This window comes from Ruegeria sp. HKCCD6157, from assembly GCF_013110685.1.
In the GTDB taxonomy this organism is placed as follows: Bacteria; Pseudomonadota; Alphaproteobacteria; order Rhodobacterales; family Rhodobacteraceae; genus Ruegeria.
On the sequence record NZ_WVRB01000002.1, the window covers coordinates 35636 to 60465 of the forward strand.

A 24830-nucleotide genomic window follows, 5' to 3' on the forward strand; every position below is an offset into this window, starting at 1 on the left:
GATGGCGATCCGCTAGGTCGCGCGCCTCAGCAAGATTGAAGGTGCTATATGGGACGCAAACGCAAGGGTCGCGACATTTCCGGCTGGCTGGTGGTGGACAAACCCGCGGGCATGACGTCGACCGCTGTGGTCAACAAGGTGCGCTGGGCGATGGATGCCAAAAAGGCGGGCCATGCGGGCACGCTTGACCCCGAAGCGACCGGCGTTCTGGCCGTGGCCCTGGGTGAGGCGACCAAAACCGTTCCCTACATCACGGATGCTCTGAAAGCTTACACCTTCACTGTCCGTTTGGGCCAGGCCACCAACACTGACGATGCCGAGGGCGAAGTGATTGCCGAAAGCGATGCCCGCCCGTCAGACGAAGACATCAAGCGGGCGTTGACCCCGTTTCTAGGCGACATCATGCAGGTTCCGCCCAAGTTTTCCGCCGTGAAAATCGACGGCCAGCGCGCCTATAAACTGGCCCGCGACGGCGAAGACGTGGAACTGACAGCCCGGCCTCTTTGGGTCGAGGAACTGATCCTTGTCGACCGCCCCGACCCGGATCACGTGGTGTTGGAGATGACCTGCGGCAAAGGCGGTTATGTCCGCTCGATCGCCCGCGATCTGGGTGAAGCGCTGGGATGCCGCGGCCACGTCCGGAAACTGCGCCGGATCTGGTCCGGACCGTTCGAGGCAGAAGACGGGTTGAGCATCGAACAGATCGACGAAATGGCAAAGACCACGGCGCTGGACGACTATCTGCACCCGCTGGAAGCCGGCCTGTCCGACCTGCCAGAGCTCAAATGCACCCCCGAAGGCGCAACCCGCCTGCGCAACGGCAACCCGGGCATGGTGTTGGCCTCGGATGTTGAATACGGCGACGAGGCATGGGCCTCGCTGGATGGCAAGGCCGTGGCCGTGGGGGTTTACAAATCGGGCGAATTGCATCCCAGCCGGGTGTTCGCCGCCTGAACCACGTGTTAGGCGAAAGGCATGATCACCCGAACGCACACCAAGGGCGATGCGCCCTCGACCGCCATCTATTCCGACTGCGAGAAATACCGCTATAGCCTGACCCGCGTGTGGGACCCGGCAGGGCGCAAGGCGCTGTTTGTCATGTTGAACCCGTCTACCGCGACCGAAGTGCAGAACGACCCGACGGTTGAACGCTGCGAACGTCGTGCCCGGGCGCTGGGGTTCGGCGCGTTTCAGGTGACCAACATCTTTGCCTGGCGCGACACCGATCCGCGCAAGATGCGCGCTGCTTCCGACCCGGTGGGCCCGGAAAATGACGCCGCCATTCTGGAAGGTGTTCGGTGGGCCGATCAGGTCATCGCCGCCTGGGGCACCCATGGTGCGCATCTGGATCGGGGCCCGGCGGTGGAGACCCTGTTGCGCCGGACCGGCCAGCCGCTGTTCCATCTGGGCTTGACCAAAGACGGCCACCCCAAGCACCCGCTTTATATCGCCTACAGCCAACAGCCCGAGCAATGGTGATAAAGTATTAACCATTTCAATAACTTGGCTTTGACCCGATTGCCAATTGCATGGGATGTTCACCCTCGGAGCATTCTGCGATCGGAGAGGTGTCATGTTTCTGGCCGGATTGATCGGACTCGCCGCCATCGGCGGTGCCGCATACGCGATGAGCGACATGCTGATCGAAGACGACGACGTTTCAGAGGACGGCCCCAACGAGGACCCGGAAACGGAACCCGACACCGGAGAGTTTCTTGAAATTGGCGAAAACGTCGAAGACCCGGTAAATCCCGACATCGAAACCCAGTCCACTGGCACCGTAATCTCTGAATTCGAAGGAGACCTGGTGATTGCCGGCAGCGATGGCCCTGACCAGATCACCGGGCAGGACGGTGTCGACCAGATCAACGGGTTTGGCGGCGATGATACCATCGACGGCGGCAAGGGCGATGACGTTCTGCACGGGGGCGAAGGTACGGACACGATTTCGGGCGGTCAGGGTGATGATGTTCTGCACGGAGAGGCCGATGACGACTTTCTGTTCGGCAATGAGGGGGACGACGCCCTGTTCGGCCATTTCGGGGACGACACCCTGGATGGCGGCGAAGGCGAAGACGAACTTCATGGCGGTCAAGGCGACGACACTCTGACGGGCGGGGCCGATGATGACGCGTTGCAGGGCGGGTTCGGAGACGATGCCCTGAACGGTGGCGCAGGTGAAGATACGGTCTTTGGCGGCGACGGCGATGACTTTGTCTTTGGCCTCGAAGAAGGCGCAGCCGAAAAAGACTTCCTTAATGGGGGCGCCGGTGACGACACCATTGTGGCAGGCGGCGGGGATGTGGTTGACGGTGGGCAGGGCGCCGATGACATTGTGCTGAGCCCGGGTGACGAAGACGTGACCGTCATGGGATTCCAACCCGGTGAGGACAAGTTGCTTGTCACCTGGGAGGATGAGGCTGACCCGGAGATTGAGGTGGAACCTGACGCTGAAAACGCCAATCTGACCCGGGTCATGATCAACGGTCAGGAAGTGGCGCAGGTATACGGGGCCCAAGGCATGACGGTGGCCGACATTCAATTGATCACCGAAGCGCAACTGGCCCAGTACGGGCAGATGGTCTGAGCCCGCAAATTCCCTTTGCCATTTGGTGAAAATGCGCTTATACGCGCCCATCCGCATCGGAATCGGTGCGGTTTTCTCCATGGGCCTGTGCTGGACGACATCCCGGCCTGCGCCATCAACTCTAACCTTTGAAGGAGACCCCGATGTCGATCACTGCTGAAGAAAAAGCACGCGTCATGAAAGAATTCGCAACCAAAGAGGGCGACACCGGTTCGCCTGAAGTACAGGTTGCCATCCTGACCTCGCGCATCACCACTTTGACCGAGCACTTCAAGACCCACAAGAAAGACAACCACGGTCGTCGCGGTCTGCTGAAGATGGTTGCCCAGCGCCGCAAGCTGCTGGACTACCTGAAAGGCAAAGAAGAAGCACGTTACCAGGACCTGATCAAAAAGCTGGGCATCCGCCGCTAAGCGCTTTTTTGCAAATGACCTGAAACCGGGTTTTCCGGTTCAACGCCCGCCAACCGGCGGGCGTTTTCCGTTGGATCCGCCTCAAGCGATACATCCCCCTTAACTTGCCAGAGCAGCTGAGCATTCCGTGGCCGTCAGGGAATGTCCGTTGCGGCACTTGGTTCTAAGCTTTCTGCGTGTTTTCCCAGCGCGTGGCATAGTCACTTTGCGACACACTTGCACTTGTCTTGGTGCCGGCAACAGGTTTTCGAACCACATAATCCAGAAGAACAGGCAATCCCGGACCAAAAGTTCCCAGCGGTCGCGGACGTTTCTTTGTCTTGTTGGGATCCGTCATCTTCACCACGTTACGGGCGGCGTATGGCCTCAATGGCTGCCACACGCATTTCAGAGCCTCATAGTTCATGGCGTTGACCCAAAAGCCGTACACGATCTCTGGGCAAATCTGATAGAAGCCGTGATTGATCCAGTTGTTCGATGGCGAATGCGCGATAAACACACCCCCGGGCTTCAGCATCTTGTCGATGTTCCGGTAGGCGGTCGGCAAGTCGAACACGTGCTCGCAGGTTCCACCGTCATAGATAACGTCAAACCGACCAACCAGGTTTTCAGGCAGGTCCCCCGCGAGATCCTGAACGATGCTCGCACCTTCGAAATCCGAAAAATCCAGCGAATCCACTTCCGAGAACCCAAGTTTCCGAAAGAACGTTTCCGAATATCCATCATCCGGGTTGCAAAGGTCAGCTTCGGCCACTCCGGGCAGGTATTTCTGCAAGGTTTCCCTGAACAATGCGGCGGACGCAGACCGGCGCGCACCGATCCAATCCTGCCGCCCAAGCATCAGAAAGCTTCCTGACAGGTCATTGGATTTGACATCTTCGATCAGGCGCGCAGCCAGGACATCAACAATTGACACTCATTCCTCCGAAGGGTGGTCCAAAGCGGTTTTCTTCGCGTGAACGTCCTATTCTGAGGATTCAATGTCAACGCAATAGCAACGTCCCGGAACATGTGGCAAAGCGGGCAAGTTTACCGGTCAACGCAAAGTTGGCCGCTTCCCTGCTTTGCTGACATCCTGCGCCCGGGTGTTCGGCATCCGGCATCAAGCGCAGAGCCCGACCTGTGCGGTTTTCTTCGCGCTGACGGGTGTAAAATTCCGGTCAAGACACCGCGCAGATCTCTTCACTTTATGCAGGCTCCACAAAACCGAAGACGCCCACCAATCGGCGGGCGTCTCGTTCATGGGAAAAATCTTCGGCTCTACATTTTCGCCTTTTCTGATTTCAACGCCAGCCACAGGCAGTAGCACATTGTCAGAACCACCAGCGTAAAGGGGATGCCGGTTGAAACCGCCGCGCCCTGCAATGCGGAAAGACCGCCTCCCAACAGCAATGCGATGGCAACCAGGCCTTCCAAAGTGCACCAGAACACGCGCTGAACCACGGGTGCGTCCATCTTGCCGCCTGCGGTGATCGTGTCGATCACCAAAGATCCGGAATCAGACGAGGTGACGAAGAAGATCACGATCAGGACAAGGGCGATCGGGGCTACGATGCCGTACAGCGGCAGCTCCTTCAGGAAACCGAACAACGCTCCCTCGGGGGCGTAGCTGTCGATCACGGTCGCGCGCACACCTTCTGCTCCGCCTGCGTTCAACATGTCGATGGCCGCGCCACCGAAGGTCGACATCCACAGGGCACAGACGGCTGTTGGCGCCAGCAGCGCACAGATTACGAACTCGCGCACCGTACGGCCCTTTGAAATGCGGGCAATGAACATGCCAACAAACGGTGACCATGCAATCCACCACGCCCAGTAGAAGGTCGTCCAACCGTGGAAATAGCTGGTGTCTTCCCGTCCGAACGGGTTCGACAGCGCGGGCAGGTGTAGCACGTAATCAGTCATCACGTTGAAATACCGCGCGATGGCGGTGCCAATGCCCGTCACAGCGATGACGAAAAGGAACAGACCGACGGCCATGATCATATTGATCTCACTCAGCCGTTTGACGCCCGCATCCATTCCCAGCAAAACCGAGCCCAGCGCGATCAATGTAATACCAATGATCAGCAGAACCACGACGGTGGGGCTGGGTTCGATGCCAAAAACCTCGTAAAGGCCAGCGGCAACCTGCTGAGCACCCAGACCGAGCGATGTGGTCAATCCGAACAACGTGGCAAAAACCGCCAACGTGTCGATGATATGGCCCCACCAGCCCCAGACCCGTTCACCCAGAATTGGATAGAAGGCCGAACGCAAAGTCAGGGGCAGGTTCAGATTATAGCTGAAGATCGCCAGGCTCAGGCCGACTGCGGCGTAAACCGCCCAGCCTTCCAGCCCCCAATGGTGAATAGTACCAACAACGCCGATATACTCATTGCCCGGAACAGCGATATCGATACCCAGCGGGCGCGCATTCCCGTCTTCGGCAAAGTTGTAGTAGACCGGCTCCATCACACCGAAAAACAAAAGACCGATACCAATACCGGCGGCGAACATCATCGCAATCCATCCGGCGTAGGAATAATCAGGCTTGGCGTCCTTGCCGCCGATCCGCACACTGCCGACGGGCAGGATGATCAGAACGAGGCAAAACAGGGTGATTGCATCTACCGAAAGGACCAGAAACCAATCGAACGTGCTGGTCAGCCAAGGCCGGAGCCAGCCGAAAAACGTAGCTGCGGCCTCTTGGTTGGCCAATGCGATCAGAACGAACGCAAAGATCATGATACTCGAGATCAGAAAGACCGGGTTGTGAATGTCCAAGCCAAACGGCCGGACGTTATCCTGCCCCAGTTCATATTCCGTTTCGAAGTCGTAAATCCGGGGGTCCGGATCCAGCATCTTCTTTGTTTGTGCCATTCGATTGCCCTTCTGTTCGCTGTCTGCAAACGCCAAGGTATTCGGTCGGCGGACGGGAATGAGTTAGTTAACCCCCTTGGCGCGTTTCCGTCATTTCGACCGCAGGCTTAGTGATAAGAGCTTATACTGCCTTCATATTTTTACAAAATGCATTCGATTGCGGATATGTTAGCGCTACATGCTGTTCCGGGTTCCCGTAACCCCGGACCTGAAGAACCAACAGCGACTTGATAAGTTGAACGTTGTTCGGGCTTGAAACTTTTGCACCCGGTGGCAGCACAAGCCAGTCCCGGCATGAAACGGCCATCCGATGCAGTTTCGCTTTCCTTCCAACGCATTCTCATGTATGCGCGCGGTATCTGAGACGTTGTGCCCTGACCCCGGCACTCGAATGGAAGATAAATTGGGGTCGGCGGCAATGGGGCCGCCACGCAAAACGGGAGACCCGCAGGGGCGGGAGTGCTCCCATCTAGGATACGCATATGTTTGATGTAACGAAGAAATCGATGCAGTGGGGCGAGGAAACGCTTACACTGGAAACCGGCAAGGTTGCCCGTCAGGCTGACGGCAGCGTGATTGCCACCCTGGGCGAAACCAGCGTCATGGCCAACGTGACCTTCGCCAGGGAACAGAAGCCCGGTCAGGACTTTTTCCCGCTGACCGTGCATTACCAAGAGAAATACTATGCCGCCGGCAAGGTTCCGGGTGGCTTCTTCAAGCGCGAAGCGCGCCCGACCGAGAAAGAGACGCTGACCGCGCGTCTGATCGACCGTCCGATCCGCCCGTTGTTCGTTGACGGCTTCAAAAACGAAGTTCTGGTGATGTGTACCGTGCTGAGCCACGATCTGGTCAACGATCCCGACATCGTTGCGATGATTGCTGCTTCGGCTGCTCTGACCATCTCGGGCGCGCCGTTCATGGGCCCGATCGCGGGCTGCCGCGTGGGATACACCGACGGTGAATATGTCCTGAACCCAACCGTGGACGACATGCAGGACCTGCGCCTGAACCCCGAACAGCGTCTGGACCTGGTTGTGGCCGGCACCAAAGACGCCGTGATGATGGTGGAATCGGAAGCGTACGAACTGTCCGAAGCGGAAATGCTGGGTGCGGTGAACTTTGCGCATGAGCAGATCCAACCGGTCATCGACCTGATCATCTCGCTGGCGGAAGAAGCCGCGAAAGAGCCGTTTGACTTCCAGGCGCCGGATTACTCCGAGCTTTATGCCGCCGTTAAGGCCGCCGGTGAAGAACAGATGCGCGCCGCCTTCGCGATCACCGACAAGCAAGAGCGCACCGCCGCCGTTTCCGCCGCCCGCGAAGCGATCAAAGAGGCGCTGACCGAAGAGCAGCTGGAAGACGGCAACCTCGGTTCCGCGATGAAAAAGCTGGAAGCCGGCATTCTGCGCGGCGACGTCGTCAGGGGCGGCAAGCGGATCGACGGTCGTTCGACCACCGATGTCCGCTCGATCGTTGCGGAAACCTCGATTCTGCCCCGGACCCACGGTTCTGCCCTGTTCACCCGTGGTGAAACACAGGCGCTGGCCGTGACCACGCTGGGCACCGGCGACGATGAGCAATTCATCGACGCGCTGCACGGCAACTTCAAATCGAACTTCCTGCTGCACTACAACTTCCCCCCGTATTCGGTGGGTGAAGTTGGCCGCGTTGGTTCGCCCGGCCGTCGCGAGATCGGCCACGGCAAACTGGCATGGCGCGCGCTTCAGGCGGTTCTGCCTGCGCCGACCGACTTCCCTTACACCATCCGCGTGGTGTCCGAGATCACTGAATCCAACGGATCAAGCTCGATGGCCTCTGTCTGCGGCGGTTCGCTGTCGATGATGGATGCGGGTGTTCCGCTGAAAGCACCGGTTGCCGGTGTGGCCATGGGTCTGATCCTGGAAGATGACGGTGAGTACGCTGTTCTGACCGACATCCTGGGTGACGAAGACCACCTGGGCGACATGGACTTCAAGGTTGCGGGTACCGAAAACGGCATCACCTCGCTCCAGATGGACATCAAGGTTGCCGGCATCACGCCGCAGATCATGGAAACCGCCCTGGCACAGGCCAAGGAAGGCCGGATGCACATTCTGGGCGAGATGGGTAAAGCCCTGTCCGAGACCAACGATTTCTCGGTCCACGCCCCGCGCATCGAGACCATGAACATCCCGACGGACAAGATCCGCGAAGTGATCGGCTCGGGCGGCAAGGTCATCCGCGAGATCGTCGAGGTTTCGGGTGCCAAGGTCGACATCAACGACGATGGCGTGATCAAGATCGCCTCGCCCGATGGGGAGTCGATCAAGAAGGCCTATGACATGATCCATTCGATCGTGGCAGAACCTGAAGAAGGTCAGATCTATACCGGCAAAGTCGTCAAGATCGTCGATTTCGGCGCCTTCGTGAACTTCTTTGGCAAGCGTGACGGTCTGGTCCACGTGTCGCAGATCGAAAACCGCCGCCTGAACCATCCGTCGGATGTTCTGAAAGAAGGTCAGGAAGTCAAAGTCAAACTGCTGGGCTTTGACGATCGCGGCAAGGTGCGCCTGTCGATGAAAGTCGTCGATCAGGAAACCGGCGAAGAGATCGTTCCGGAAAAGAAAGAAAAGAAAGAGGAAAACGCAGAGTAATCTGCCCCTCTGACAGACAGCGGAAGGCCCCGGTTTCATCCGGGGCCTTTTTTTGTTTGCGCGGCAGCAGGACGGTTAACTGCGCCGCAACTTTGGTAAATCAATTATTAACACTTATTGCGTGTATTAGCTCAACCTTAAGGGGTATATTGCCGTTTTCAAGGAAGCTGTTCGACCGTGGCATCGATTACTGTTTACGAAATCAGCGCAGACCCGTTCAGCAACCGCAGTGTTGATATTACTGCTGCTTATTCGGTCGAAGTCACGGATAATGACGCCCTGCTGCAAGATCCCGACCCGGATGGCAGCTCGCAACTTGACCTCGGGTCTCTTCCCGGCTTTTCCGGCTCGACCCAGAATTTCAGTACTTTCGAAAACTACACAGGCACGGTCGATGGCGCGCCGGTCACGTTCATCCTGATCCAGTTTTCAAACCCGCGTTACATCATAGTCACTTCGGGTCAGGCCGAACTGAATGACACGATTTCAGACACCAGTTTTGCCGGCACCGCGCCGCCATCCGCGTATGACACTTTGCCTTCTTTCGTGTGTTTCACCACAGGATCTCTGATCCAGACACCGACAGGACTGCGCCGGGTCGAGGCGCTGGAGCCCGGCGACCCGGTCATCACCGCCGGAGGCCATGCCCGACCGGTCCGCTGGATCGGCAAGCGCCGGTTGTCCGCGGCTGAGTTGCGGCGAAACACGCACCTGTCCCCTGTACGGATCAAGGCGGGCTGTTTCGGGCCGAACAGCCCAAGCCGCGATCTCGTCATTTCCCCACAGCACCGGATTGCCGTGACCTCGACCATGATGGAGCTTATGCATTGCGAAGCAGCGATGCTGGCCCCTGCAAAGGGGCTGATCAATGGGCATACCATCGTTCAGGAAACGCCCGCACATGGTGTAGAGTACATTCATATCCTCTTTGATCAGCATGAGTTGGTGAATGTCGAAGGACTCTGGTCCGAGTCCTTTTACCCCGGTGACACCAGCCTTGGGGCAATGGCACCCGCCACCCGAAGCGAGCTGTTCGAACTGTTCCCGGAACTTGCCAATGGTGAAGGCAGTTACGGTTCAACCGCATTGCCGGTCCTCAAACCCTTCGAAGTCCGGGTTCTGTCAGCGGATCTGGCGGTTCCGGGCTGGAAGGTCCGCCCCAGTGAATCCGCGAAAGCCGCCTGACCGCAGGTCAGTGCGCGACGCCACCGGGGCCATGTTTCAACAGGTGCCACTGGCCGTAGCTGTCTTTCAGATCCAGTTTGATCGCCGCATCGGCTCGGGTCGAGGCGCTGCCGATCTCGGCAATAGTGAATTCGATCCCGCCGGGAATATCGATGCGTACACGGTGTTCGCCGCCACCATGCGGGGCCTGAATCGGGCGCCCGGTCGACTTTAGAACGTCGCCAACGGCAACGCTGGCCGTTCGTCCTTCGATATCCATCTCAAGCTTGATCGGCAGGTACAGCGTGTCGTGCACCGTCTCACACATGGCCCGGAACACGTACCAATGGGTTGCCATCTCTTCGGTTTCTTCGCCGTGAAAGACTTTCTCCAGCGCATCACGCTGCGCCGGTGAGGCCGCGGGGTCGACGATCACCTGCATTTCGCCGCCACCTTCGAATATTGGCCCGGGCCATGCATAGATCAACGCAGCCTTGGTCCCGCTCAGATCCGTTTCGCCAAAATATCCGGTGGATATTTCAAGCACCTCGAAGCCGCGGCATTCGCCATGCGTCGGCAATTCCTCGAACTGGCAGGGGCAGGCATAGCCGCAGTTGCAGTTTCCGAAGCTTTCTCCCTCGACGTACCAATCTGTAAAAGCCATGGTTTTCTCCTGTTCAGGACAGTCAGAAAGCCCGACATCGTTGGTTACATGCCCGTATGTTCCCGCAAAACAAACTATCACAGCTTGATTGCAATCTGAACCTGACGCGCGCAAACGGCCGCAAATGGCATAAACCTTGGTTCCATTCGCCCTGTTTCAACCAAAAACCAATCGCAGGTGTCCGCTGCCATCCCCAGTTCGACCGCATCGCCACAACGCAAAAAGGAGATGCGATATGGAAACCTTGAAACTGCTGACACTGACGGGATTGATCGCAACCGCACCGGTTCTTGCTTTGGCCAATGTCGGACTGGGCGACAAACTGGGCACAAGCGAAGCCGATATCCGCGCGGCCCTTGAAGCCCAGGGGTACCAAATCGAAGAGATCGAATTCGAAGGTGGGAAGATCGAGGTTGAACTCACCAAGGATGGCGTGGAAACTGAACTGGTTCTGTCTGACACGGACGGGGTGGTGACGGCCATCGAGCTCGAAGAAGACGACGACTGAACCTGCAACGTCCAAGGGGCCGCATGAAAGTACCTCAAACGTCTTTGCTCTGGCTTCTTCTGGTGGTGCAGGCCCTCTGCGCCGCCTTTTTCATGACCGATGCGCTGCTGGATTGGACAGGCGGCGACGGCGCAGGGTTTCGTCACCTTCATTCGTTCGAGCTGTTTCTGTCGCTGGCGCTTGTCGGCGGCCTGAGCGCCACGATCGCCCTGATCCGTTCCCAGTCCAGACGGGTGCGCGACATGCAGCGGCAACTGCAAGTGGCGCAAGGGGCTTTTGCCCAGGTCATCGAAACCCAGTTCAGCGCGTGGCAGCTCAGTGATGCTGAGCGTGACGTCGCCATGCTGACGATCAAGGGTCTTTCCATCGCGGAAATCGCCGGAATGCGACAGACGAAAGAAGGAACGATCAAGGCCCAAAGCGCCGCGGTCTATCGAAAGGCGGGCGTTTCCAGCAGGGTGCAGTTGCTCAGTTTCTTTGTCGACGAACTTCTTTCAGAACCCTTGGTCAGGGATGTGCCCTGAAACAGTGGCTGAACCTCGTGCCTATTCACTCATACATTCCTAAAAACCTGTGAAACGAAGTGAAGGCCCGGCGCCTTTCTTTTTGGGCCAGCCTCGTCCACATCCATGGCATGCGGACTTTGGAACACTGGAGATGGTTATGTTCACGCGCCTCATTCTCGCCTCTTCGGCACTGGCGATCAGCGCAACGGTGCTTGCCGCGCAAAGCCTGGGCGACGGCACCTATATTCACGGCTTCATCGGCTACAGCCAGCTACAGGACAGCGATTTCACCGGGACCATCGGTGGCGCGACGCAATCGGTCGATACCGAATTCGACGCAGGTTTCGGACTGGGCCTCGCGATAGGCAAGGAAATCCCGCAATGGTCCAACGACATCATCGGAACGCGGATCGAGCTGGAACTGTCTTATCGCGACAGTGACGTGGATGGTGTGAACTTTACCGGCAATGGTCCGGGGCCCGAGGGCAATATCTCGGGCGACGTCACGCAAACCTCGTTATTTGCCAATCTGCTGTTCGATTTCAAACAGGCCGGCGCGCTGACACCGTTTGCCGGGTTTGGTCTGGGGGCCACCTATTCGGATCTGGATTTTTCTTACGGGCCGGGTGTGGCGCTGAACGACACCGACACCACCTTGGCCGCCCAGCTGATCGCCGGTGTGGCATATGACATCAACGCGTCGACAGCGTTCACCGTTGATGCCCGTTACGCCCGTGCCTTTGATGTTTCGTCGCAGCGCCTGGCCCCCAACGGAGCTTTGACCGGCAACGTAGAGGACGATCTGGATACTTTCAGCATCAATTTCGGACTTCGCCATAATTTCTGATTGCTTCGGGTGTCAGGTTTCTCTCCGGTTTCCTGCCCCTCTTCGCCCTCGCGCCTCAGGCGCGGGGGCACCCGGAAAACCCCGAATAATGCAGCGCGCGCTGGATATGCCTGTGGTTGCCCGATCTGCAACAACCGCCTGCTTCATCTGGCTAAAATATCCTCGGGGGGGATCGTGCCTGCGGGCACGATGGGGGGCAGACAGCCCCCCTGACCCGGCAACCGGTTTACGACGGCGCTTTGGTCTTGCGCAGATAGGGGAAGATCGTTTCGAACTCGCCAAACTTGGCCTTGGCGTCTTCGTTCGACACGGTTGGCGGGATGATCACGTCTTCGCCCGGCACCCAATTGGCAGGCGTCGCAACCCCCTTGGCCGACATCTGCAACCCATCAAGCGCGCGCAAGATTTCGGCAAAGTTCCGGCCCACGGTCATCGGGTACGTCATCGACAGCTTCAGCTGCTTGTCCGGGCCGATGATAAAGACCGAACGCACCGTGGCACTGTCAGCCGGTGTACGGCCATCGGGCAGATATGCTTCGGCAGGCAGCATGTCGAAAGCCTTGGACACAGCCAGACCGTCATCGGCGATGATCGGAAAGCCGGGGTTGGCCTTGCCGTATTCCTCGATGTCCTTCTTCCACTTCTTGTGGTCTTCGACGCCATCGACCGATACGCCGATCACCTTGGTGTTGCGCGCGGCCCATTCGTCATTCAACTGCGCAACGGCCGAAAACTCGGTGGTGCATACAGGTGTAAAATCCTTTGGGTGCGAGAACAGAATGGCCCAGCTGTCGCCAATCCAGTCGTGAAACTGAATGGTGCCCTGATCCGTTTCTGCCGTGAAATTCGGAACGGTGTCGTTGATACGCAAACCCATGGGGCATCTCCTTCTCTGTGAAAAACCTGAATCGGTTGTTTGGAACCTAATCACTTTGTGTGCAGGTTAAACCGTCCATCACGCTTGGGGATACGGAATTCGTGGGCATTGCCAGAAAATAATTTGATCAAATTCACTATTGCTCTGCCTGTGCATGGGTGACAGAGTGGCCCCGAACAACCGGTTTCAGGCAGACCTTCAGGAGGGCTCAGGATGATCGAAAAGCGGGATTTCTATATTAATGGTCAGTGGGTGGCCCCATCGCAGCCCAATGACTTCGAGGTCATCAACCCGTCGACCGAAGACCCCTGCGCCGTGATCTCGCTTGGCGCCGAAGCCGACACGAATGCGGCCGTTGCCGCGGCCAAGGCCGCCCTACCGGGCTGGATGGCCACGCCAGTGGAAACCCGCATCGCGCTGGTGGAAAAACTGGTCGAACTCTATGCAACCCGGGCAGAGGATCTGGCGCAGGCGATGTCGCTGGAAATGGGCGCCCCGATCGATCTGGCGCGTTCGGCGCAGGCGGGCGCCGGCATCTATCACCTGAAGAACTTCATCCGCGCCGCCAGGTCGTTTGAATTTGAACGCCCGCTGGGGGATCATGCGCCGAATGATCGCATCATTTACGAGGCGGTTGGCGTTGCCGCTTTGATCACGCCGTGGAACTGGCCGATGAACCAGATCACGCTCAAGGTTGGGGCTGCTGCGATTGCGGGCTGCACGATGGTGCTGAAACCGTCGGAACAAAGCCCGCTGAACGCGATGATCTTTGCCGAGATGATGGGCGAGGCAGGCTTCCCGCCCGGTGTGTTCAATCTGGTCAACGGCGACGGCGCGGGTGTTGGTTCGCAACTTTCTGGCCATCCGGATGTGGACATGGTCAGCTTCACCGGCTCGACCCGCGCAGGCACCGCGATTTCCAAAAATGCGGCAGATACCCTCAAGAAAGTACATCTTGAGCTTGGGGGCAAAGGGGCCAACGTCATCTTTGAGGACGCGGACGAAAAAGCGGTCAAGCGTGGGGTGCTGCACATGATGCAAAACACCGGCCAAAGCTGCAACGCCCCCAGCCGGATGCTGGTGCAGCGCCCGATCTATGACAAGGCTGTGGAAACCGCGGCCGAGGTCGCAAACATGGTCAAGGTTGGCCCTGCCTCAGAGGAAGGCCGCCATATCGGCCCGGTGGTGAATGAAGTTCAGTGGACCAAGATTCAGGACTTGATCCAGAAAGGCATCGATGAAGGGGCGCGGCTGGTCGCAGGCGGCACCGGACGGCCAGAGGGGCTGAACAAGGGCTACTATGTCCGCCCCACGGTCTTTGCCGATGCAAACAACCAGATGACCATCGCCCGCGAAGAAATCTTTGGCCCGGTTCTGACCATGATCCCCTTCGACACCGAAGAAGAGGCTGTCGAAATCGCCAATGATACACCCTATGGCCTGACCAACTATGTTCAGACGCAGGACAGCGCGCGTGCCAATCGCATGGCGCGGGCGCTGCGGTCGGGCATGGTCGAAATGAACGGACAATCGCGCAGCGCGGGCTCACCGTTCGGCGGCATGAAGCAATCCGGCAACGGGCGTGAAGGCGGCGTCTTTGGGCTTGAGGACTTCCTCGAGATCAAAGCTGTCGGTGGTTGGGCGGCAGAGTAACTATACCTGCAAAGCAGACAGATCGGGCGGGGCAACGCGGTTGGCCCCGCCCGAAACCCCCTATAGCGGCCGCACTACAAGCTGGGGTACGCCATCGGACGTGCGGCGCCGGGATCGACCGTCCCACCCAATCTCGCTGGTGACGCGCTGTCGAAATGCGGAAAAGCTGTCAAAGCGCACCACATCTACCGGCGTATCGAAATGCAGGGTCACTCGGCGACGCGCGCCATCGCCAAGCATGGTCAGACCGCGAATTTCGGCCGTGAACGCCTGACCCAGATAGCGCCCTTCGACCCGATCACCCACGCGCAGATGCATCCGGTTTCCGGCCATTGCGTGCAAGGTGTTCCAGTCTCGAACGCCATGCTGATGGGCCAGCAGTTCCAATGCCGCACTGTGCGACAGCGAAACGCCCTTCGTTTTCAGTTCTTCCCGCAGGCGTTTCGCCTGCGCTTTCAGCTCTTCAACCGGAGCAACGGTTCGGGATCGTGTCATCATGTGCCTCGTTTCCTTGAACGGGCGCGAAATCAGGACGGGGCTCGCATTTCCATCCGCGCGCCGGGAAAGGGCAACAGATGCTCTTCAAACCGGGTTTCACCAAAGCCAATGGCCGCGAACGGCAGGGGACCCGAACCTGAGGTGCCTTTTGGCAGCGGCCGGGCCGCATGTCAATCAGGCGTCTGCCTGCGCCGCCTCATAGGCCAGCATGGCACGCTTGACAGGCAAGCCCCAGTGATAGCCCCCCAGACCACCTGATTTGCGCAATGCCCGATGGCAGGGGATCAACCAACTGACCGGGTTGCGACCAACTGCCGTTCCAACGGCGCGAACGGCTTGCGGCGAGCCGACTCGCTGGGCGATCTCGGAATAGGTCGTGACCTGCCCGGACGGGATATGCATCAGCGCTTCCCACACCTTGATTTGCAAAGGTGATCCGATCAGGAAAAGCGGTGTCGGCTCCAACCGGTCGCTGGCAGCGCCAAAAGCACTCAGCGCCCAAGGGCGCAGGCGCATCGGATCTTCGACAAACGTTGCCTTGGGCCAGCGCGAGATCATGTCTTCCATCGCGGCCTCTTCGCCGGTCTCGGCACCGAAGGCGATGCCGCAGATGCCCTTGTCGGTTCCCATGACCAGCGCAGGGCCAAAGGGGCATTCGAACCACCCCCAATGGATCGTCAGGCCTTCGCCCTTGCGGGCATATTCGCCGGGGCTCATCGATTCCCACTTCAGGAACAGATCATGCAGACGCCCGCTGCCGGACAGGCCCACATTGTGGGCCGTTTCCAATGTCGTAAACCGTTCACGCAACAATGCCTTCGCATGGCCCAGCGTCAGGTATTGTTGATACCGTTTCGGTGACACTCCGGTCCAACGCGAGAACAAACGCTGGAAATGGGCCGGGCTCATATCCATCTGGCGTGCCAGTTCATCAAGGCTCAGGCTTTCACCACCCTGATCGATCAACTCGATTGCCCGGCGCATGACGTTGTAATGATAACCGCTTTCTGGGGTCTGGACGTTCATGGTTCCACCTCATCATCTGACAAAACCATAGCGCGACGGCCACGCTGCCGCGACCCGGAACTTGCGCATTGGCTTTGTGCTTGTGTCAGGGCGCGGTGGACGGCATTAAGGCCCGGATGGCAAAGCAACTCGACTATCATACGATCCGCGAGATTTTCACGCGCTTTCAAGAGGCCGACCCGGAACCCAAGGGCGAGCTGGAGCATGTGAACGTCTATACTCTGGTCGTCGCCGTGGCCCTTTCGGCGCAGGCCACGGATGCGGGCGTCAACAAGGCGACGCGCGAGTTGTTCAAGATCGCCGACACGCCGCAAAAGATGCTGGATCTGGGCGAGGACGGCCTGATCGAGCACATCAAGACCATTGGCTTGTTCCGCCAGAAGGCCAAGAACGTCATCAAGCTCAGCCGTATCCTGGTTGACGAATATGGTGGCGAGGTTCCGAATTCCCGGGCTGCCCTGCAATCCCTTCCGGGTGTGGGCCGCAAGACGGCCAACGTGGTTCTGAACATGTGGTGGCGGCAACCGGCGCAGGCGGTGGACACCCATATCTTTCGCGTCGGCAACCGCACCGGTATTTGCCCCGGCAAGGATGTGGACACGGTCGAACGCGCCATCGAAGACAATATTCCCGCTGACTTTCAACTTCATGCGCATCACTGGCTGATCCTGCATGGCCGGTACCACTGCAAGGCGCGCAAGCCGCAATGCCCGACCTGCATCATCCGTGATCTCTGCCAATTCGAGGACAAAACCCTATGAAGACTTATCAACTGACCGGCATCGGAAATGCCGTTGTGGACGTGATTTCCCAGGCCGATGACAGTTTCCTGGAGCTGATGGGCATCGAAAAAGGCATCATGCAGTTGATCGAACAGGAACGCGGCGAGGTGCTGTACGCCTCGATGGAAAGCCGCGTTCAAACGCCGGGCGGCTCAGTAGCTAATACAATTGCGGGCGCAGGCGCGCTTGGGCTGGATGCAGCGTTTATCGGCCGGGTACACGATGACGCTCTGGGCCGGTTCTATGCAGATGCGATGAACGAAGATGGCGTTGACTTCGTGAACCCGCCTGTTCCGGGTGGCGAATTGCCCACGTCACGCTCGATGATCTTTGTCTCGCCAGATGGCGAGCGGTCGATGAACACCTATCTGGGCATTTCCTCGGAACTGTCGTCTCAGGACGTTCCGGACGAGGTCGCTGGAAACAGCCAGATCATGTTCCTCGAGGGATATCTGTTCGACAAGGAAAAAGGCAAGGCGGCATTCCTTGAGGCCGCACGTGCCTGTCACAACGGTGGCGGCAAAGCCGGGATTGCCATCTCCGACCCGTTCTGCGTGGAACGGCATCGGGTGGATTTCCTGCTGCTGATTGAAAACGAGCTGGATTTCGTGATCGGCAACGAGGCCGAGATCAAATCCCTGTTCGAGACCAACGACCTGGAAGAGGCGCTGCGGCGCACGGCGGCGATCTGCCCGCTGGTGGTCTGCACCCGTTCGGGTGACGGGGTGACGGTTATGAACGGCGATGCTCGCATTGACGTACCGGTCGAGAAGGTCGTCCCCGTTGACGCAACAGGTGCCGGCGACCAGTTTGCCGCCGGGTTCCTGTTCGGCATGGCGACGGGACGCGATTACGAGACCTGCGCCCGCATCGGCAATGTCTGCGCCCGCGAGGTCATCAGCCATATCGGCCCCCGCCCCGAGGCGAACATGCTGGAGCTGCTGAGGGAAGAAGGGTTGGTTTGAGGACGCGGGTTTCCCGCGCCTTTCTTCGGAAAAAAATTCGGCTCGACCCTGCGAGCGCGGCCTGAACACCGGGCCGCGACGCCCCTTTTTTGCTGGCAGGGCTAGCTCTGACGGCGTTATGTTTTTCGCATCAAAAAAGGGGGCCGTCATGAGAGCACTGCTGTTCACGACGGGATCGCCATTTGCAAGGGCGGTCAGGATCGTTCTGGACGAACTTTCGCTGGATTACGAAAGGCGAGAGGAAATCACCACGCCCAGCGCCGAGCAACGTGCGCAGGCTACTCCGACATTACAGGTGCCGACATTTTGGGACGGCGATCTTGTGCTGTGGGAAAGCGGCACCATCGCCGAATACCTGCTGTCGACCTATCCGGACAGGCCGCAGGCCGCGCCGAAACTGGCGCCCTTTGCCTTTCGGCCCGGGGACGCGCAGTGGCAGGACAAGCTGGTGTTCTCGACCATCCAGACCTTCGGCAACGCGGCCACGACCATCTCGCAAATGAAGTGGTCCGGCGTGAGCGTGGGCCAGAACACGCATCTTCAGCGGTCAGCCGAGAAGCTGGCCCATATCCTGGGCTGGCTGGAAGACCGGCTGAGTGGCGAGGACGGTTTCGTGCCGAGCTACCTGTCGATGCAGGATATCTTTCTGGCCGCCCATGTGCGGTTCGTGCAGGCAAGGCCGCTTGGGGTGGATCTGAAGCTGGACCGGTATGGCAAAGTTTCGGCGCTGCTCGACCGGCTGGATGCGCGCGACAGTTTCAAGGCGAACCCGATTTGGTGGTGGGAACCGGGGGTCATCGGCTATGAGCCCGACGGCACGCCTGTCTACGAAAAACAGAATGCCTGAGCCGGGATCCCGGCGCGGAATTACGACAGCCTTATTTAGCGCAGATACCCACGAAAGGCCTCCATGACGCGCTCGTATACCTCGCGTTTGAAGGGCACGATCTCGGCGATCAGGCAGTCGGGGTCCTGCCATTTCCAGCGGGTGAACTCGGGGTGATCCGTCTGGATGTCGATCTGGTCGTCGGTTCCCAGAAACCGCATCAGGAACCATTTCTGCTCCTGCCCACGATACCGGCCTTTCCAAATCTTGGGCACGATGTCATGCGGCAGGTCATAGGGCAGCCAGCCCTCGGTCTCGGCCACGATTTCCACAAGATCACCGGTTACACCGGTTTCTTCCCACAGCTCTCGCAAGGCCGCATCACGAGGGTCTTCGCCCTTGTCCACGCCGCCTTGTGGCATTTGCCACGCGTCCTCGAACCGGTCGTTGCGCTGACCGACGAAGATCTGGCCCTGATCGTTCATCAGCATCAGCCCGACGCAGGGGCGATAGGGCAGTTTGGCAATTTCTTCGGGGGTCATGCGCGGCCTCATCGTGTTGTTTCGCCCACCTCTAGCAATCACCGGCGCAACAGCAAAGAGGGTGACGTGGGGTTTCGCGTGACAAAGTTTACGCGAACGTCAATCTATCACGCAAATTCAGGAGGGAGAGTTTTGCCATGACTGTGTACCCAAACATGCTGGCACCACTGGATCTGGGCTTTACCACGTTGAAGAACCGGGTCCTGATGGGCTCGATGCATACAGGGCTGGAGGAAACCGGCGACTGGAACCGGGTGGCTGAGTTCTATGCCGCCCGCGCGCGCGGTGGCGTGGCGCTGATGGTCACGGGCGGCATCGGGCCGAACCTCGAAGGCTCGGTCCTGCCGGGGGCTGCAATGATGACCAGCGACAAGGACGTGGCAAACCATTCGATCGTCACCGACCGGGTGCATCAGGCGGGTGGCAAGATCGCGATGCAGATCCTGCATGCGGGCCGCTATGCCTATGGGCCGAAATGCGTGGCGCCCAGCCCGGTGAAGTCTCCGATCTCGCCCTTTCCCCCCAACGAGTTGGACGAGGACGGCATCGAGAAACAGATCAGTGACATCGTGAACGCCGCTGTGCTGGCCCAGAAGGCGGGCTATGACGGGGTCGAAATCATGGGGTCCGAGGGGTATTTCATCAACCAGTTTCTGGTGACCCACACCAACAAGCGCACAGACCGTTGGGGCGGGTCCTATGAGAACCGGATGCGCCTGCCGCTGGAAATCGTGCGCCGCACCCGCGAGGCGGTGGGCACCGATTTCATCATCATCTACCGGCTGTCGATGATCGACCTTGTACCCAATGGTTCGACCTTCGAAGAGGTGGTGCAACTGGCGCAAGCGGTCGAAAAGGCCGGGGCCACGATCATCAACACCGGCATCGGCTGGCACGAGGCGCGGATTCCGACCATCGCCACATCGGTGCCCCGCCGGGCCTTTGCCTGGGTGACGAAGAAACTGATGGGCAAGGTGGGGATTCCGGTCATCACCTCGAACCGGATCAACACGCCCGAAGTGGCCGAGCAGGTGCTGGCCGAGGGCTGTGCCGACATGGTCTCTCTGGCGCGGCCGATGCTGGCGGATGCGGATTTCGTAGCCAAGGCGATGGCAGGTGACTCGGCCAGGATCGCGCCCTGCATCGCCTGCAACCAGGCCTGCCTGGATCACACCTTCAGCGGCAAGCTGACCTCCTGCCTGGTGAACCCGCGCGCCTGCCACGAGACCGAGCTGGTGATCGAAAAGGCCGCCACGCCCAAGCGCGTGGCCATCGTGGGCGCGGGGCCGGCGGGCCTGTCCACGGCGATGACGGCGGCGGAGCGCGGCCATGACGTGACCGTGTTTGACAAAGCCGACGAGATCGGCGGCCAGCTGAACATGGCCAAGCAGGTGCCGGGCAAGGAAGAGTTCTGGGGCTTGGTGGACTGGTACCGCACCATGCTGAACGATCTGGGCGTCAAGGTCGAACTGGGCCGCAAAATCGGCGCCGACGATCTGGTCGGGTTCGACGAGGTGGTGATCGCCACGGGCGTCAACCCGCGCGACCCGCAGATTCCGGGCGAGGACAGCGACAATGTCGTGAACTATATCGACGTGCTGCGCGACAAGGCCCCGGTGGGCAAATCGGTGGCCGTGATCGGCGCGGGCGGCATCGGCTTCGACGTGTCGGAATACCTGCTGGAGGAAGGCCATTCGCCCACCACCGACCTGCCCTTGTGGATGAAGGAATGGGGCGTTGCCGACCCTGAACAGCACCGCGCAGGCCTGGCGCCCGAAGGCCCGCAGCCTGAGGCGCCCAAGCGGCAGGTCACCCTGCTGCAGCGCAAGAAGCAGGCGCATGGCAAGGGGCTGGGCAAGACCACCGGCTGGATCCACCGCGCCACACTGAAGATGAAGGATGTCAGCTTCGTGGGCGGCGTGAACTATGAACGCATAGACGACGAGGGGCTGCATGTCTCGTTCGGAGAAGAGCGCGCCGATCCGACCGTCATCAAGGCGGATACGATCGTTCTGTGTGCAGGACAGGTGCCCGAGCGGTCGCTGGCCGACGCGCTGATCGAACGCGGGATCACCCCGCATGTGATCGGCGGCGCGGACGTGGCCGCGGAACTTGACGCCAAACGCGCGATCAATCAGGGCACACGCCTTGCCGCAGAGTTCTGAAGCCACTCGTTCAGAGTGTCTTCAGTCCGACAGCGCGAGCTTTGCACCCAAGGCACCAAAAGCGGTTGCGAAACACCGCTTTATCCACGCCATCACAGCAGGGCGTCGGATCACATAGTCCCGCGCCAGTGCGGCGCATGCGCCATACCCGACAAAAACAACAAATGTCATGGCCATGAAGGCCAGCGCCAGTTTGGCCAGTTCCATTCCTGCATTTGCTGCATTCGCCGGCAGGAATTGAGGCAGAAAGGCCAGGAAGAATAGCGACAACTTTGGGTTCAAAACGTTGATCAGCGTTCCTGTCACGGCAATTCTAAAGTCGCTTTTTGCGGATTTCTCCGCCGCGACGTCCATGGCACCGCCGTCCTTCAGGATTCCCCATGCCATGTAGAACAAGTACAAGACGCCAAGATATTTGATGAGTTGAAACGCGACGGCACTGGTGTGCAGCAAGGCTGCAAGTCCGATGATGCTGGCCAAGGCCGCCGGAACGATCCCAAGTGTGCAACCGAAGGCTGCGGCGAGACTTGCGCGAAACCCGCGCCCAAGACCGACAGCCAAAGTATAGATGACGCCGGTACCCGGCAGCAAAACAACAATCAATGATGTGACGAAGAATTCCAGCGACATTATTACCCCCCTGCAAATGCAGGCAGATTCACTAAGTGCGCCGAAAATGTAAATGCCTTTCCATCACATGAACCGAACGGACGGTTTCAACGACCTGCGGCTATTCCACGGTGATCGTGATCACCTCGGATACAATCGGCGGGGAATGCGGCACATGCCCGGCGTCGCCCAGAACCAATTGCAGGGTGTGTTGGCCCGGCGCCAGATCCAGCGTTACTTCGGTCTGACCGCCTCCGAAGTGCATGTGATTATCGTCGGCGGGCAGGCCATTGGCCAACTCATCTGCGCCATCCTCGCCTTCACCCAGCGGAGGACGGTCAAGCAACAGGTGGTGGTGCCCGGTGTTTTCTTTCTCGGTTCCGGCGGGTGCGACGCCCATGCCGCTTAGGCCAAAGACAACCGTGACCGGTGATTGCACGGTATCGCCATCCGACAGGTTGACGAAATAGACCTTTGCATCAGGATTCGATGGGGTCTCTCCTCCGGCATGCGCAAAGCCCACCGAAAGGCAAAGCGCAGCAATGGCGAAAAAGGTTCTCATGATCTCCTCCCTGGTCACAAAAATGCCATTCTCATTGTGAGATCTTAGCGCGATTGCCTGAAAAACACAGCATCACAATGCCTGAGGCGCGTTTGGAAACCACTGTTTCTACGTTTCCCATACGCAAACGATCCGATTCAAATCCCTGATATTATCCCATGTCTGCCCCGTTTCCGCCCAGATTCAGCGCCATAGTCAGGACGGAAATCAAGATCTGGGGAACGAGTATGGACCGACTGACCGAAATGGAAGCCTTCGCCAATGTGGTGGACCAGGGTGGCTTCACCGATGCGGCCAAAAAGATGGGCATCTCCAAATCAGCTGTGTCCAAACACGTATCAAGCCTTGAGGCGCGCCTGGGAGCGCGGCTGTTGAACCGCACCACGCGCCGGGTTTCACCAACGGAAATCGGGCTGGCCTATTATGACCGCGCGCGGCGCGTGTTGAATGATGCCGGAGAAGCGGATTCATTGGTCACGTCAATGCAATCGGCCCCGTCTGGTCTTTTGCGCATCAGCGTTGCCACGGATTTCGGCGTCAATCACCTGTCGCCTGTTCTGTCCGAGTTCCTTGCAGCCTACCCCGACATCACTGTGAACATGGTTTTGAACAACCGCTATGTCGAGCTGATTTCCGAAGGATTTGACGTGGCCGTGCGTATTGGTGAGCTGGAAGACAGTACACTGCGCGCCCGCAAACTGACCGAGACGGTCAAACGCATGGTCGCCGCGCCCAGTTATGTCGAAAGGTTCGGCCGGCCGCAGAAGATCGATGATCTGAACGAACACAAGCTGCTGCATTATTCCAGCCAATCCTCGGGCAATGTCTGGAAACTGACCGCGCCATCCGGCGAAAAACGTCAGGTTCGTACCGCCGGGTGGTTGAGTGTCAATGATGGCCAATCCCTGTTGAACGCAGCGGTTTCCGGCCTGGGTATCGCATATCTGCCCAGCTATCTTTACGCTGAAGCCCTAAAGGCCGGGCTGGTTGTCGATGCAATGCCGTCCCTGCCTGACGAAGTTCAAGGCGTTTACGCTGTCTACCCGCCGGGCCGCTTTACGCAACCCAAAGTGCGGGCCTTCATCGATTTCCTCGTTGATTCCTTCCACGGGAAGGGTCCGATGGACTGGTAATTTCTCCCTGAAGACCAACCTTTGGCCCGCATGTAAAAGTGCGGGCCTTTTTTTACGGGTCGATTACTGACAGTCCCATGGACCGGGCGGAAGTGCGCAAGCTGTCCGTCAGCACATTCTGACCCGGCGGTGGGGTTTCGGAACTGCGTGCCAACAGGGCGATATCGCGATTTGCATTGGCGATGGACAGCGGTCGCAAGCGCACCTCGTCGCGGTAGATCCCCTGTCTGCGAGCATAAAGATCAGGCAGTACCGCAACACCAACACCCGAAGCCGCCATCAGAACAATGGAATCAAGCGTCGTGCCTTCATACTCATCCGAAACAACCCCACCGCATTCCGCCGCCAATGCATAGACGATGCGCGACAGGCGGTGGCCTTGATCCAGGGTAAGGAAAATCCGGTTCTGAAGATCGGTGGCACTGACACCCTGCAAATCCCGCGCCAGAACGTCATCAACGGCAACCGCGACCCAAAGAGGTTCGTTGAACAACCGGTGTTGCACGGTATTCGGATGGTCTTCGGGCGTGGACAATATCAGATCAAATCGACCGGATTTCAGACCCTGTTCCAGATCCAGTGTGTTTTCCTCGCGCACCACAATGCGCAATCCGGGGCGAATCCGGTGCACCTGTTTGATGGCTTGCGGCAACAGATAAGGCCCGATCGAAGGCAAAACCCCCAGTCGCAACCTTCCTCCGACGGGCATATCGTTCGACATGGCGTGGCGCAGGTCCTTGACCTCTGCCAGGATCTTCTGTGCGCGCAAGATGAACTCTTCCCCCTTTGCCGTCACCTGGATACCACCGCGGTTACGCTCAAAGATCCGAACGCCAAGCTCTTGTTCTACAGTCGCAATTTGCGTCGACAGGCTGGGCTGGCTGACATTCAGCACCTCGGCAGCCAAACTGAATCGCCCAAGGCGACTGACCGTAACGATGTATTCCAACTGTCGCAGTGTCGGGCGCATTTCATAGCCTGAAACTATATATAACTTAGAAAGATAGT

24 protein-coding genes and 1 pseudogene are annotated in these 24830 nt (G+C 58.9%); 15 read left to right on the top strand and 10 right to left on the bottom strand.

Annotated features, from left to right (window positions below; genetic code table 11):
- Positions 1-48 precede the first annotated feature (48 nt).
- The 4 genes from truB to rpsO all read left to right on the top strand — a co-directional run bounded on the left by truB (position 49) and on the right by rpsO (position 3000).
- Positions 49-954: a tRNA pseudouridine(55) synthase TruB gene (truB, locus tag GS612_RS10245; protein WP_171640085.1), complete on the top strand. Its 906-nt coding sequence runs from the start codon at positions 49-51 to the stop codon at positions 952-954.
- A 21-nt stretch (positions 955-975) separates the two neighbouring features.
- Positions 976-1479 (top strand): DUF1643 domain-containing protein, encoded by a 504-nt coding sequence (locus GS612_RS10250; RefSeq protein WP_171640088.1) that lies wholly within the window; start codon positions 976-978, stop codon positions 1477-1479.
- Between the two features lie 94 nt (positions 1480-1573).
- On the top strand, positions 1574-2587 hold the full coding sequence (locus tag GS612_RS10255) for a calcium-binding protein (RefSeq protein WP_171640090.1): 1014 nt from the start codon (positions 1574-1576) through the stop codon (positions 2585-2587).
- 143 nt (positions 2588-2730) lie between these two features.
- On the top strand, positions 2731-3000 hold the full coding sequence (gene rpsO / locus GS612_RS10260; protein ID WP_152459381.1) for a 30S ribosomal protein S15: 270 nt from the start codon (positions 2731-2733) through the stop codon (positions 2998-3000).
- A 163-nt stretch (positions 3001-3163) separates the two neighbouring features.
- On the opposite strand, the gene GS612_RS10265 is transcribed toward rpsO, so the two are convergent.
- Complete coding sequence (locus GS612_RS10265) at positions 3164-3916, bottom strand: methyltransferase domain-containing protein (protein ID WP_171640092.1); 753 nt, start codon at positions 3914-3916, stop codon at positions 3164-3166.
- Positions 3917-4260: 344 nt separating this feature from the next.
- Positions 4261-5862 (bottom strand): BCCT family transporter, encoded by a 1602-nt coding sequence (locus GS612_RS10270; protein WP_171640094.1) that lies wholly within the window; start codon positions 5860-5862, stop codon positions 4261-4263.
- Positions 5863-6344: 482 nt separating this feature from the next.
- Here GS612_RS10270 and pnp point away from each other — a divergent pair, with 482 nt between their 5' ends.
- Both pnp and GS612_RS20515 read left to right on the top strand, forming a co-directional pair.
- Entirely contained in the window at positions 6345-8495 is a 2151-nt protein-coding gene (gene pnp, locus GS612_RS10275) for a polyribonucleotide nucleotidyltransferase (RefSeq protein ID WP_171640096.1), read from the top strand.
- Between the two features lie 546 nt (positions 8496-9041).
- Positions 9042-9473, top strand: a pseudogene (locus GS612_RS20515) (Hint domain-containing protein); the annotation flags it as partial.
- 214 nt (positions 9474-9687) lie between these two features.
- Here GS612_RS20515 and GS612_RS10285 read toward each other — a convergent pair.
- Entirely contained in the window at positions 9688-10323 is a 636-nt protein-coding gene (locus GS612_RS10285) for a DUF1326 domain-containing protein (RefSeq protein WP_171640100.1), read from the bottom strand.
- 235 nt (positions 10324-10558) lie between these two features.
- Between GS612_RS10285 and GS612_RS10290 the strand changes: the two genes are divergently transcribed.
- The 3 genes from GS612_RS10290 (at position 10559) to GS612_RS10300 (ending at position 12184) form a co-directional block, all read left to right on the top strand.
- Positions 10559-10831, top strand: a complete 273-nt coding sequence (locus tag GS612_RS10290; protein ID WP_171233448.1) for a PepSY domain-containing protein — start codon at positions 10559-10561, stop codon at positions 10829-10831.
- Positions 10832-10854: 23 nt separating this feature from the next.
- Positions 10855-11355, top strand: coding sequence for a helix-turn-helix transcriptional regulator (locus tag GS612_RS10295; protein ID WP_171640102.1), 501 nt, complete (start codon positions 10855-10857; stop codon positions 11353-11355).
- 139 nt (positions 11356-11494) lie between these two features.
- Complete coding sequence (locus GS612_RS10300) at positions 11495-12184, top strand: outer membrane protein (RefSeq protein ID WP_171640104.1); 690 nt, start codon at positions 11495-11497, stop codon at positions 12182-12184.
- A 226-nt stretch (positions 12185-12410) separates the two neighbouring features.
- Here the strand turns inward: GS612_RS10300 and GS612_RS10305 are convergent, their stop codons facing one another.
- The gene (locus GS612_RS10305) at positions 12411-13061 is read right to left on the bottom strand and encodes a peroxiredoxin (protein ID WP_152459391.1); all 651 of its coding nucleotides are present in this window, start codon (positions 13059-13061) and stop codon (positions 12411-12413) included.
- 213 nt (positions 13062-13274) lie between these two features.
- Here GS612_RS10305 and GS612_RS10310 point away from each other — a divergent pair, with 213 nt between their 5' ends.
- Positions 13275-14714 carry an aldehyde dehydrogenase family protein gene (locus GS612_RS10310; protein ID WP_171640106.1) on the top strand — a complete coding sequence of 480 codons (1440 nt, stop codon included), beginning with the start codon at positions 13275-13277 and terminating at the stop codon, positions 14712-14714.
- A gap of 60 nt (positions 14715-14774) precedes the next feature.
- Here GS612_RS10310 and GS612_RS10315 read toward each other — a convergent pair whose 3' ends face one another.
- Together GS612_RS10315 and GS612_RS10320 are read right to left on the bottom strand one after the other, a co-directional pair.
- Positions 14775-15209 carry a glyoxalase superfamily protein gene (locus GS612_RS10315; RefSeq protein ID WP_171640108.1) on the bottom strand — a complete coding sequence of 145 codons (435 nt, stop codon included), beginning with the start codon at positions 15207-15209 and terminating at the stop codon, positions 14775-14777.
- A 177-nt stretch (positions 15210-15386) separates the two neighbouring features.
- A complete protein-coding gene (locus tag GS612_RS10320; RefSeq protein WP_171640110.1) occupies positions 15387-16238 on the bottom strand; it encodes a bifunctional helix-turn-helix domain-containing protein/methylated-DNA--[protein]-cysteine S-methyltransferase in 852 nt (283 codons plus the stop codon).
- A gap of 116 nt (positions 16239-16354) precedes the next feature.
- Between GS612_RS10320 and nth the strand changes: the two genes are divergently transcribed.
- From nth to GS612_RS10335, 3 genes are all read left to right on the top strand, one after another.
- Positions 16355-16999 carry an endonuclease III gene (gene nth / locus GS612_RS10325; protein WP_171117154.1) on the top strand — a complete coding sequence of 215 codons (645 nt, stop codon included), beginning with the start codon at positions 16355-16357 and terminating at the stop codon, positions 16997-16999.
- Positions 16996-17985 (top strand): adenosine kinase, encoded by a 990-nt coding sequence (locus GS612_RS10330; RefSeq protein WP_171640112.1) that lies wholly within the window; start codon positions 16996-16998, stop codon positions 17983-17985. The genes nth and GS612_RS10330 overlap by 4 nt, the downstream gene beginning before the upstream one ends.
- Before the next feature lie 148 nt (positions 17986-18133).
- On the top strand, positions 18134-18832 hold the full coding sequence (locus GS612_RS10335; RefSeq protein ID WP_171640114.1) for a glutathione S-transferase family protein: 699 nt from the start codon (positions 18134-18136) through the stop codon (positions 18830-18832).
- 35 nt (positions 18833-18867) lie between these two features.
- Here the strand turns inward: GS612_RS10335 and GS612_RS10340 are convergent, their stop codons facing one another.
- Positions 18868-19353, bottom strand: a complete 486-nt coding sequence (locus GS612_RS10340) for an RNA pyrophosphohydrolase (protein ID WP_171640116.1) — start codon at positions 19351-19353, stop codon at positions 18868-18870.
- A gap of 137 nt (positions 19354-19490) precedes the next feature.
- Here GS612_RS10340 and GS612_RS10345 point away from each other — a divergent pair, with 137 nt between their 5' ends.
- The gene (locus GS612_RS10345; RefSeq protein WP_171640118.1) at positions 19491-21518 is read left to right on the top strand and encodes an NADPH-dependent 2,4-dienoyl-CoA reductase; all 2028 of its coding nucleotides are present in this window, start codon (positions 19491-19493) and stop codon (positions 21516-21518) included.
- Positions 21519-21539: 21 nt separating this feature from the next.
- Here the strand turns inward: GS612_RS10345 and GS612_RS10350 are convergent, their stop codons facing one another.
- Both GS612_RS10350 and GS612_RS10355 read right to left on the bottom strand, forming a co-directional pair.
- Positions 21540-22148, bottom strand: a complete 609-nt coding sequence (locus tag GS612_RS10350; RefSeq protein WP_171640121.1) for a LysE family translocator — start codon at positions 22146-22148, stop codon at positions 21540-21542.
- 100 nt (positions 22149-22248) lie between these two features.
- Positions 22249-22689: a DUF4399 domain-containing protein gene (locus GS612_RS10355; RefSeq protein WP_152459400.1), complete on the bottom strand. Its 441-nt coding sequence runs from the start codon at positions 22687-22689 to the stop codon at positions 22249-22251.
- A 227-nt stretch (positions 22690-22916) separates the two neighbouring features.
- Here GS612_RS10355 and GS612_RS10360 point away from each other — a divergent pair, with 227 nt between their 5' ends.
- On the top strand, positions 22917-23822 hold the full coding sequence (locus GS612_RS10360) for a LysR family transcriptional regulator (RefSeq protein ID WP_152459401.1): 906 nt from the start codon (positions 22917-22919) through the stop codon (positions 23820-23822).
- A 52-nt stretch (positions 23823-23874) separates the two neighbouring features.
- Here GS612_RS10360 and GS612_RS10365 read toward each other — a convergent pair whose 3' ends face one another.
- Entirely contained in the window at positions 23875-24792 is a 918-nt protein-coding gene (locus GS612_RS10365; RefSeq protein WP_171640123.1) for a hydrogen peroxide-inducible genes activator, read from the bottom strand.
- Between the last annotated feature and the right edge of the window lie 38 nt (positions 24793-24830).

Coding starts and splice junctions, on each gene's coding strand:
- GS612_RS10330 (WP_171640112.1), top strand. CDS start 16,996: ATGAAGACTTATCAACTGACCGGCATCGGAAATGCCGTTGTGGACGTG.
- GS612_RS10285 (WP_171640100.1), bottom strand. CDS start 10,323: ATGGCTTTTACAGATTGGTACGTCGAGGGAGAAAGCTTCGGAAACTGC.
- GS612_RS10305 (WP_152459391.1), bottom strand. CDS start 13,061: ATGGGTTTGCGTATCAACGACACCGTTCCGAATTTCACGGCAGAAACG.
- GS612_RS10365 (WP_171640123.1), bottom strand. CDS start 24,792: ATGCGCCCGACACTGCGACAGTTGGAATACATCGTTACGGTCAGTCGC.
- GS612_RS10295 (WP_171640102.1), top strand. CDS start 10,855: ATGAAAGTACCTCAAACGTCTTTGCTCTGGCTTCTTCTGGTGGTGCAG.
- GS612_RS10320 (WP_171640110.1), bottom strand. CDS start 16,238: ATGAACGTCCAGACCCCAGAAAGCGGTTATCATTACAACGTCATGCGC.
- GS612_RS10255 (WP_171640090.1), top strand. CDS start 1,574: ATGTTTCTGGCCGGATTGATCGGACTCGCCGCCATCGGCGGTGCCGCA.
- GS612_RS10300 (WP_171640104.1), top strand. CDS start 11,495: ATGTTCACGCGCCTCATTCTCGCCTCTTCGGCACTGGCGATCAGCGCA.
- GS612_RS10360 (WP_152459401.1), top strand. CDS start 22,917: ATGGACCGACTGACCGAAATGGAAGCCTTCGCCAATGTGGTGGACCAG.
- GS612_RS10310 (WP_171640106.1), top strand. CDS start 13,275: ATGATCGAAAAGCGGGATTTCTATATTAATGGTCAGTGGGTGGCCCCA.
- truB (WP_171640085.1), top strand. CDS start 49: ATGGGACGCAAACGCAAGGGTCGCGACATTTCCGGCTGGCTGGTGGTG.
- GS612_RS10270 (WP_171640094.1), bottom strand. CDS start 5,862: ATGGCACAAACAAAGAAGATGCTGGATCCGGACCCCCGGATTTACGAC.
- GS612_RS10250 (WP_171640088.1), top strand. CDS start 976: ATGATCACCCGAACGCACACCAAGGGCGATGCGCCCTCGACCGCCATC.
- GS612_RS10345 (WP_171640118.1), top strand. CDS start 19,491: ATGACTGTGTACCCAAACATGCTGGCACCACTGGATCTGGGCTTTACC.
- GS612_RS10340 (WP_171640116.1), bottom strand. CDS start 19,353: ATGACCCCCGAAGAAATTGCCAAACTGCCCTATCGCCCCTGCGTCGGG.
- rpsO (WP_152459381.1), top strand. CDS start 2,731: ATGTCGATCACTGCTGAAGAAAAAGCACGCGTCATGAAAGAATTCGCA.
- nth (WP_171117154.1), top strand. CDS start 16,355: ATGGCAAAGCAACTCGACTATCATACGATCCGCGAGATTTTCACGCGC.
- GS612_RS10315 (WP_171640108.1), bottom strand. CDS start 15,209: ATGACACGATCCCGAACCGTTGCTCCGGTTGAAGAGCTGAAAGCGCAG.
- pnp (WP_171640096.1), top strand. CDS start 6,345: ATGTTTGATGTAACGAAGAAATCGATGCAGTGGGGCGAGGAAACGCTT.
- GS612_RS10290 (WP_171233448.1), top strand. CDS start 10,559: ATGGAAACCTTGAAACTGCTGACACTGACGGGATTGATCGCAACCGCA.
- GS612_RS10350 (WP_171640121.1), bottom strand. CDS start 22,148: ATGTCGCTGGAATTCTTCGTCACATCATTGATTGTTGTTTTGCTGCCG.
- GS612_RS10355 (WP_152459400.1), bottom strand. CDS start 22,689: ATGAGAACCTTTTTCGCCATTGCTGCGCTTTGCCTTTCGGTGGGCTTT.
- GS612_RS10335 (WP_171640114.1), top strand. CDS start 18,134: ATGAGAGCACTGCTGTTCACGACGGGATCGCCATTTGCAAGGGCGGTC.